Source organism: Prolinoborus fasciculus, from assembly GCF_056724605.1.
Genome location: NZ_JBWZQN010000085.1, coordinates 1 through 10,065, shown reverse-complemented (window position 1 = coordinate 10,065; position 10,065 = coordinate 1). Strand labels below are relative to the sequence as shown.

General features: G+C 41.2%; 6 protein-coding genes and 3 pseudogenes. All 9 read right to left on the bottom strand.

The genetic code is table 11. The annotated features are described in order from the left end of the window. Positions 1–99 precede the first annotated feature (99 nt). A pseudogene (locus AC1P5O_RS15360) lies at positions 100–1,061 on the bottom strand (IS4 family transposase); the annotation flags it as partial. Between the two features lie 60 nt (positions 1,062–1,121). Further along, positions 1,122–1,988, bottom strand: a pseudogene (locus AC1P5O_RS15355) (IS701 family transposase); the annotation flags it as partial. A 300-nt stretch (positions 1,989–2,288) separates the two neighbouring features. Beyond that, positions 2,289–4,013: an acetyl/propionyl/methylcrotonyl-CoA carboxylase subunit alpha gene (locus tag AC1P5O_RS15350; protein WP_499006311.1), complete on the bottom strand. Its 1,725-nt coding sequence runs from the start codon at positions 4,011–4,013 to the stop codon at positions 2,289–2,291. Continuing rightward, positions 4,010–5,593, bottom strand: coding sequence for a 5-oxoprolinase subunit B/C family protein (locus AC1P5O_RS15345; RefSeq protein ID WP_262472619.1), 1,584 nt, complete (start codon positions 5,591–5,593; stop codon positions 4,010–4,012). Before AC1P5O_RS15345 ends, AC1P5O_RS15350 begins: the two co-directional genes overlap by 4 nt. 33 nt (positions 5,594–5,626) lie before the next feature. After that, on the bottom strand, positions 5,627–6,433 hold the full coding sequence (locus AC1P5O_RS15340; RefSeq protein ID WP_262472620.1) for a putative hydro-lyase: 807 nt from the start codon (positions 6,431–6,433) through the stop codon (positions 5,627–5,629). Further along, entirely contained in the window at positions 6,426–7,208 is a 783-nt protein-coding gene (locus AC1P5O_RS15335) for a LamB/YcsF family protein (RefSeq protein WP_262472621.1), read from the bottom strand. The genes AC1P5O_RS15340 and AC1P5O_RS15335 overlap by 8 nt, the downstream gene beginning before the upstream one ends. Positions 7,209–7,243: 35 nt before the next feature. Continuing rightward, a complete protein-coding gene (locus AC1P5O_RS15330) occupies positions 7,244–8,476 on the bottom strand; it encodes an NRAMP family divalent metal transporter (RefSeq protein WP_004694270.1) in 1,233 nt (410 codons plus the stop codon). Positions 8,477–8,843: 367 nt separating this feature from the next. Next, positions 8,844–9,755, bottom strand: coding sequence for a LysR family transcriptional regulator MumR (gene mumR / locus AC1P5O_RS15325; RefSeq protein ID WP_004694273.1), 912 nt, complete (start codon positions 9,753–9,755; stop codon positions 8,844–8,846). Positions 9,756–9,966: 211 nt separating this feature from the next. Continuing rightward, positions 9,967–10,065: pseudogene (locus AC1P5O_RS15320) on the bottom strand (IS1 family transposase); the annotation flags it as partial.

The window sequence follows — 10,065 nt, the reverse complement described above, 5'->3', positions numbered from 1 at the left end:
TTGTGCCATTTTTCTTTATACTGTCACTTAGGCAGGCTGGACACTTGATTTCTAGAGTTATTCGCATTTCTCTATTTTATCAAAATCCAACCTGCTTTTTTTCAGCATACTTTTTGAAACACCACCCTTTATTTTTATCGCTTTTTTCCGATCATGTTGCCATTCACCTGTTAAATAGCACCAACAGAAACCGATAGCTAGCACTGCTATCAATTTCTTGACTCGTCTAGGGTCTGTTAAACGAGTATTTTCAAGATTGAATCCACGTCCTTTGAGACAACTAAATAACGTTTCGATTTCCCAGCGTAATGCATAATCACGAATAGCAGAAGCATTAAACATAGGAGAAACAACAAGTAAAAGTTCTCCATCTTCTAATCGTAGCGCACTAATATACAGTTTCACTCGACCAACCCAAATACGTCGTTTACGACATTCAGTTTGACCAACTTGAAGATGACGAAATAAATCACTAATTTTATGATTCTTGGCTAAGTGATTGGTCACAATAAAGTTTTTTTAACACGTATACAGAAGTTAATGTCATTTTCAATTAACCATGTAAACCATTTCTCACCGATAAATTCTCTGTCTGCGAACACATTCACAATACGATCTTTACCAAAAATGGAGATAAAGCGTTGAATCAAAGCAATACGCTCTTTTGTATCTGAATTTCCACGTTTATTGAGCAATGTCCAAACTATAGGTATCGCTATTCCACGATAGACGATAGCTAACATCAAGATATTGATATCTCGTTTTCCCCATTTCCAGTTGGTTCTATCCAAAGTTAATTGGACTTTATCGAATGAAAATATATAGAAAATTAACTGAGAAATTTGACGATAATCGAAATACTGATCTGCAAAGAAGCGTTGTATACGTCGATAAAATGATTGTGGTAAGCACTTGATGGGTAAGGCTTTAGATGCAGAAGAAAGATTACATGTCTGTTTTACAATTAATGCAAGCATAATCAGTGTAAAACATTTTGCATGTGACTTGTTCCACTTTAGATATTTGTTTAAGATGAGATGTAACTCATTGAAATGTGTCATCATATTCGTCGTCAGAAAACAAGTATTATGCCATTATTTCAATGAGTTATCTTTTTTTGTCGTGTACAAAGGATTCAAAATCAGTTTAGATCGTCTTACTTGAAACTTTTCAATATGACAAACCTGTTTAATCACTCGGTGATATTGTTCTATTTTCCAATGACTTGAATGTAATTCATGAAAACCCTCAAAGGACAATAAATCATCTTCATCTTGATGCACAATATAAAACCTCTGCTGTTCTTTTAACTGAGTCTTAAATAATTGTACAAAGCCAAAATCTTTGAGCCAGACCACTTGACCCTGATGGAAATCTGGCAATAAACGCAGTTGAAACCATTGTCCTTTTTCTGGGGAAACCTTACGGTTACAGTCGATACCAAACATAAATCGAATACCATATTTTCTTATGGTTTTTAGATTTCCAGTCGATGAATACCAACTATCACCTGTAATAAATTGAATCTTTGCACCCCAACTGAGTACTTCACTTAACATATCCATAAAGTAATCATTCTTGGTTTTACTTTCAGATTTGTCATAAATTCGGAAATTAATTGGAATATTTTGACCATTTTGATCTGTCGCATACAAGGTAATGAGATTAATACCCTTGACGGATCGGTGGTGTTTGCCTGACCAAAAATAGCTAACCAAGTCCATATGTTGACTATATGGTTTATCTAAAACAGTATCATCAATACTGACTATAAGTTTATTATTATCAATATGTTGAATTGCTTCTTGATATAGGTCGTGAGGTGTGTAGTCTTCACGCTCTAGAAAGCGATTTACACTATCATGCGAGATGTTATAAGTCTCGGCAAGTTGTGTGCAGCTAATAGAGTTCGGTTCTGTCATGAGAAAGCCCATATAAATGGGTAGTGTACAAGTTGCTGTAGAAGCATTTTTAATTCGTCTGATCACAGATACTTTATAAAGTATTTTAATACTTTTTTGAATCCGTCAATGCGTAAGTCCTATATTCTTTAATTTTTATTTTTCAAGTTTATCGCTTTCATCTTGTCTCCGAGCTACAGAACAAAATGATTATTGAATATCTCTTTAAATAACGCTTTTATTGGACTATTAAATCTTAATCGAACCATTTTTCCACTTCATTTGTCCATAAAACAAAGCTAACCAGCCCTCAACTTTTAAGAGTTTTCAAACAAAAACCTGACTTAGCTAAATGCTGCATCAGGTGCATTCACATGATTTATTTTTTTAGCAAATCGATCCAATAATATGCTCTGCGTGACAGGTCACCCCTTGCTGAACCATCAATTGAATCACTCCACTTTGATGTGCAAGTACAGGGACTTCCATTTTCATGGCTTCCATAATCGCCACCACCTGCCCCTCTGCGACCTGCTCCCCGTTTTCTACCTTCCAAGCGCTAATTACGCCATTGATTGGTGCAAGTAAGTGTTCAGCACTCACTGCTGTTTCTGTAGCTGGTTGGTCTTGAGACGTCATTGTAGGGTTTTGTGCAAACATACCCGCAGGTAAGCCTAAACGATGTAATTTCCCATCAATTTCAATATAACTGAGTAACATCGGCTGTTGATGATTCGGAATACTGCGTTTCGTTGGCTTTAAGTCCTGTTTAAAATCATTTTCAATCCAACGAGTATGAACATTAAATGTGGCGGTAAAATCAGCTTCATTTAATACAACACGGTGAAAGTCTAAAACCGACGCAACCCCTTCAATTTTAAATTGCTTCAGCGCACGTTTAGCGCGAGCGATCGCAATTTCACGGGTTGGGCCTGTGATAATCAGTTTTGCCATAAGCGAATCAAAATGACTCGACACCAAAGAACCAGTACGAACACCTGTGTCTACACGTACCCCCTGACCAAATGGTGCTTCAAATAAACTCAATACACCAAAAGCAGGAATGAAGCCACGAGCGGGGTCTTCAGCATTGATACGAAACTCAATGGCATGCCCCTGCGCTTTCGGGGTTTCTTTGATTGAAAGTTCATGGCCTTGAGCCACGCGAATTTGCTCAACCACCAAATCGACTTTGGCCGTTTCTTCAGTAACAGGATGTTCCACCTGCAAGCGGGTATTAACCTCTAAAAATGAAAGCTTTCCATCACGGCTCAGCAAATATTCAACTGTACCCGCACCGACATAGTTGGCTGCCTGACAGATATTTTTAGCCGAAGTTAAAATTTCTTGATATATCGCATCGCTGATAAAAGGCGCTGGCGCTTCTTCAATCAGTTTTTGATTACGACGCTGTAGCGAACAATCACGTGTACCTAAAACCACTACATTGCCATGTTGATCGGCAATCACTTGCGCTTCGACATGGCGAGGTTGATCTAAGTATTGCTCAACAAAACACTCACCGCGGCCAAAAGCGGCTTGTGCTTCACGTACAGCCGAATCATACAGCTCCTTTACATCTTCCAGTTTCCAAACGACTTTTAAACCGCGACCACCACCGCCAAAAGCGGCCTTAATCGCAATAGGTAAACCAAACTGCTTTGCAAACTCGAGTGCTTCATCAGCATTATTTAGAGGGTCTTGTGTACCTTGAACTAAAGGTGCACCCACTGAAGCAGCTATCTTACGTGCTTCAATTTTATCACCCAATTTTTCAATGGCGCTTGGCGATGGCCCTACCCACTTTAAGCCTGCATCAATTACGGCCTGTGCAAATTCAGCACGTTCAGATAAAAAGCCATAACCCGGATGCACCATGGTCGCCTTAGATTTTTTAGCAACCTCAAGAATGGCTGGAATATTCAAATAGGTTTCACGTGCAGTTGCACCCGCCAGCCCCCATGCTTCATCCGCCAGTTCGACATGCATACTGTCCATATCGTCATCGGCATATAACGCAACTGAGCTAATACCCATATCACGGCAAGCATGAATAATACGAACGGCAATTTCACCACGGTTTGCAATTAATAATTTTTCAGTAGTCATCATTCATTCTCAAAATCTGTAAATTCGGTCATTTTTTTAAATTTGATTTGGCACCCTGCTGGAATCTGTGCCACCAAATCCCTATGGTGCTTCGCCACAGCCGCAATGACGGGGTAACCACCAGTTAAAGGATGGTCATTCATAAACAGTACAGGTTGACCACTGGGTGGAATCTGTAAGGCACCAATACAAGTTCCTTCACTTTCCAACTCATGGGTAATTTTGCGTTGCAATGGTTGTTCACCTGAAAGCCTCAGTCCAACTCGATTGCTTTCATTAGTCACAAGCCAAGCTTGCTGACATAAGCGCTCAATACTCTCTGCTTCGAACCAATCCGTTCGCGGTCCCATCACAATGTCGAGCTCTACTACATCGCCGACTTTGGGCAAGTTTAACTTCGCAATTTCAGTATTACTGATATTTGAAACTTCAACCTGTCCTTGATAAACCGTATCCCCCATTTTTAGAGGTTCTGGTCCTAATATGGCCAAACTATCAAATGAGGCACTATTCAGCACAGGCTGCATGTCGATACCACCACGAATCGCCAGATAATTCCTCAGCCCTGCCGTCGGTGCTTGAATCTGAAATTCATCACCTTCATCAAGAGCAATCGCTTGATAACTGCCAAAGTCAGTCTTTTGTCCATCACTAAATTTCACGTGGATGTTTGAAATCGCTCCCGTAACCGCAATGACTGCGGACTGATGCATTTTGGCTTTCAAACCACCATTTAAAACTTCAATCACAGGCGTCGGAGTTGGGTTACCGACAATTCGATTTGCACTGTGCATCGCCGATACATCCATCGCCCCTGCAACACCAACACCAATCTTGGTCTGGTTAAAACGTCCTTCATCTTGGATCAACATCTGTAGACTCGGTGCAGTTACCGTAAACACAGGCATGGATTGTTTAGGTTCAACTGTACGAGTGACTTGCTGTGGTACGCTAACCGTGGTCGGTTGATGTGTGACATCTTCAAAATGTACAGTCATTCCTGGTAACAGTAGCGCTGGATTTTTACGCTCTAGATCCCACATTTTTGCAGCAGTCGTACCGATCAGCTGCCAGCCCCCCGGACTATCTTTCGGGTAAATCCCTGAATATTGTCCTGCCAGTCCCAAAGAACCCGACGGTATTTTTTTACGTGGCACAGCTAAGCGAGGAATATCTGTAAAAGGTCGATCGGGACTGCTCATATAAGCAAAGCCCGGTGCAAAACCGATAAAAGCCACATTCCAAACACTTTGACGATGCTTCAAAATCACATCAGCAATTGAAAGCCCTTGTAACTCTGCAACCTGAGCAAGATCTTCGCCCGTATAGCAGATAGGAATAATCAATTCTTGGGCATTACGCTCACCGCCTGAACCAATTTTTACAGTCTGAATTGAAGCAACCAGTGTTTTAAAGGTGGTCTCGATTTCATTAAAAAATACCAAAATCGTTTTTGCAGCAGGGACTAAGTCTTTAATTCCATTCAATTGCATCGTGTGCAATTTATTGTACAACGCCAATGTTTCCTCTAAGCTGGCAAGCTCTATAAGAAAACAATCCGCGTTTACCGATAAAAAACGCATATGCCTATCCTTTTAATTGTTCTTTGGTGCTGCTTAACCTATCCATGCACGATCAGGAATGTCTGTAATCAACATATGACCGGGTGCATGGCTTATGGCAAAAGGAATTTTTGAGTTCATCACCGCTGCTTGTGGGGTTACACCACAAGCCCAAAACACTGGAATTTCCCCAGCCTCAATACGTGAAGCATCACCAAAGTCTGGCTGATTCACATCACGAATGCCTAAACCTTCAGGATGTCCAATATGCACGGGCGCTCCATGCACACTTGGCATCCGTGCTGTAATTTTGACGGCATCCGTGATTTGATGGGATGGAATTGGGCGCATAGAAACCACCATATTGCCCGAAATACGACCCGCAGGCTGACATTGAATATTGCTCAAATACATCGGTACATTGGTCTGATCATGGATATGACGAACTTCAATGCCCGCCTCTTGCAGTGCTGTTTCAAAAGAGAAACTACAGCCAATTAGAAACGTTACCAAGTCAGGATGCGCATGATAAATGTCACTCGCATCCGTGACTTCATCGACCATTTCACCCTCTTTCCAGATGCGATAACGTGGAAAGTCGGTGCGTATATCTGAGTTCTCTGCCAGTCTTGTGGCATAAACACCTTCCTCTAGCACGTCTAAAACAGGACAGCTTTGCGGATTGCGATGTGCATACAGTAGAAAATCATAAGCCCAATCTTTAGGCACCGAAATCATATTGACCTGCGTCATGCCTGCAGCCATACCCGCCGTTGGTTTATCAAAGCCTGCACGGATTTTTAAACGTGCCGCTAAAGCGGCTTCAAGCTGTTCTGAGTCGACTCGGATATCCTTATACATTGCGTACGTCCTGATGCTTTAAAACAAAGGGGCGAATTTCAATATGATGATTTAACAGTTCAGCTTTAATCGCAGCCGACATCTCTAAGGCACCTGCGGTGTCACCATGTAAGCAAATCGTGTCCGCTTGAATCGGGGTAAATACACCATCAATCGACTCAACGCCGCCATTTTTCAACATAGACACTACACGGCGTGCCACAAAGGCCGAATCATGTAAAACAGCCCCATCCAAACGTCGTGAAACCAATGAGCCATCACTGTTATAAGCACGGTCTGCAAATGCCTCAGATACAACCTTTAAGCCTGCTGCACGTGCTTGCTCAACCAAGTGGGAACCTGCCAGTGCCACCAAAACCAGTTCTGGGTTATACATCTTGATAGCATCAATCACCGCAGCGGCTTGAGCGTGGTCGTGTGCAATGGTGTTATACAGTGCACCATGTGGTTTCACATATTGCACTTGAGAACCAGCCACTTTAGCTAGACCATCCAGTGCAGAAATTTGATACAGCACATCGGCAATCAGCTCATCACGTGACACATCCATATTACGGCGACCAAAACCGACAAGGTCTGGATAAGATACATGCGCGCCAATCGTGACATTTAATTCAACAGCCTTCCGCAGTGTCTTTAAAATCCCCAGCGGATCACCTGCATGAAAGCCACATGCAATATTGGCACTCGTGACCACAGGTAGAATTTGGTCATCATTGCCCATTTTCCACGAACCAAAACTTTCACCCAAGTCACTATTTAAATCTACAAACATGGCTTAATTCCTTTATCACTTCACCATCGTCTGGCTTAAAGTTTGGTTAAATAATTAAAGACTGTAGTAAAGGACATATAGCCCATCCACCATGTCAACATACATGTGAGTACACCCAAAATAAGTAACCATTTTGGATAGTTATAATTCCCCATCATATCTTTACGACAAGCAGCTACATAAACAAAAATCGTTAAACCAATTGGCAGTACCAAGCCATTAAAGCCACCAACAAAAATCAAAAGTCCAGCAGGGGTTGCGCCCAGTACGACATACAGTAATAAAGCTAAAGAGATAAATGTAATGGTGGTGTAATTGGTTTGCTTTGGACTGAGGTTTTTCTTAAATGCGGTAAAGAATGAAACCGAAGTATAAGCGGCGCCAATGGTACTACTGATCCCTGCTGCCCAGAAAATTAGACCAAATAATTTATAACCAAAAGTTCCTGCGGCATATTGAAAAGCTTGCGCTGCGGGATTGGCATCATGGCTGGCTAAATCAATACTTGCGCCACTTACCACCACACCCAAGAAAGCTAAAAACAGCACATAACGCATGATGCCTACAACCACAATACCTTTGGTTGCGGCTCTTGCAACTTCATCAATATTTTCAGGGCCAACCGCACCTTTATCCAGTAAACGATGGGCGCCTGCATAGCAGATATAGCCGCCGACCGTTCCACCAACAATCGTGGTGATGATGGCAAAATCAATCTGGTCGGGTGCAAACGTTTGATGAACAGCTTGGCCCACAGGTGGCATCACAATGACGGCAACAATGATAATCAAGATGATTTTGAGCAACCCCAAAACGATCATGCTTTTATCCATGGCCAGCGTGGCTTTTCTTGAAGCAAAAATTAAAATGGCTAAAGCACCACTTAAAATGCCGCCCCATTTAGTGTCTAACCCAAATAATGCATTGAGACCTAAAGCCGCACCTGCAATATTACCAATACTGAAGAAAAAGCCACCCAAAATGACCAGAAAAGCCAGTAAGTAACCACTGCCCGGCAAGGCTTTATTGGCAATATCCGAGGCACGCATTTGCGTCAGCGTTACGACACGCCAAATGTTTTGCTGCACCACATAATCAATCAAAATAGACACTAGAATGGCAAAGCCAAACGCCGCACCCAATTTCACAGTAAAGACCGCAGTTTGAGTTAGAAAACCAGGTCCCATGGCGGAAGTTGCCATCATAAAGATTGAAGCAACAATGGCCCATTGGCGATCTGATAAAAAAGAAGATTTTAATAAAGACATATTTAATGCGTTCCTCGTCCATTTGAGCTTAATAACGCTATTTTCAAGTTGAACCAAGAACATCATTTTGCTTACAAATTCTGTTCTTAAATCCCTTTAACTGACAAAGATTCCCTGTTGCCCAACCAAAGCCATGGCGGATCAAATCTTCTATTTGAAATAAGAACATAGGCAAGCGCGATGAACAATACGACTTTTTACATCCATTATTAAAACTAAATTACTGTATTTTATTATTTTTTATTTATTAAAAGTCTAATGATAAATTTTACTTATCACGCACGATAAGCTGCTTTTATAGTTTTTCAAACAAATTACGGTTTGAGATAAAGAAACATTGCTTGTCAAAAAGCTACGTACGCCTCAATTATTTTTTAATTTTCTCAAGCAGTCTTTTCATTGCGCTTTCAGAAACAGTGACTGCGACATCGGTTAATTTCTCTTTCAAGGCAGCATCATTTCCTTGCATATAAATCGAGGTGAAATGAAAGGTTTTGAGCTGGATCGGGGTATTTAAAATTTCCAAGCGACCATCGGTAATTTCCTTTAAGGCCGTTAAGGTCGGCACAACGGCGATCCCCAAACCTTGCTCCGCAAGACGCAATAAGGTCGCAAGCGAATAACTGGTAATTGAAAGCGGCTCATCTAGTGCCTGCTCTTTCATTTTGGCCTTGAGCTCTTTATAGGGATAGGTAATTTTCGGGTAAGTTAAAATGGTATGAGACATTAATGCCTTAAACGACATTTGGCCCACACCACCTTTAAAAGATGGAGCTGCCAAAAAACTCAGTTCAAAGTCACATAGCGCCTGCTCTACACACTCAAAAGCCAAAGTCGGGCCCAACAAAAAGGCCATGTCCAAATCCCCGGTACGCACACCTTCTTGCAAATTTGGGGTTAAATCCACCACAATTTCCACTGAAACTTTAGGAAACTCTTTTTGTACTTTTTCGATATATTCAACCAACCACGTATAAACGATGGTCTCGGAAACACCTAAACGAATTGTTCCTGTTAGATGCTGGTTTTCAGTCAGCTCAGCCACCAAATCAGTTTCTAAACGCATAAACTTTTCAGCATATTTAAACAGGGTCATGCCTTTATGGGTGGGTTTAAGCTGTCGAAAGCTGCGATCGAGAACTTTAAAACCTAAATCATTTTCAAGAGAGGTGATTTTTTGTGAAACGGCAGGCTGAGTCGTTTGTAATTTTGTGGCAGCCTTATTGAAACTATTTAAAGTCACAACCCAATAAAATGCTTCTAGATTTTTTAAATTCACCCTAAATCCTGCCTTTACTCCATCCCGCTTATAGTACGGCAGTTCCCCCTATTTTTTAAGTTACTGTTTTATATAATTTCAAAATGTCTTACGAGATGACGCTCATTCAAGCGCTATGCCTTACCCAAATACATCAATTTACAACCTTACTCCCTCGAATCTGATCAAGGCTCTTTAAATCAAGGGTGGTGTTTCAAAAAGTATGCTGGCATTAAACGAATCCATTATTGATATAAAAGAACACTAAATCAAAGGCTTTGAAATGATTTTCAAGCTTTTTGGAGAAGTTGCAGCTTCTCCTAAAGCCTCG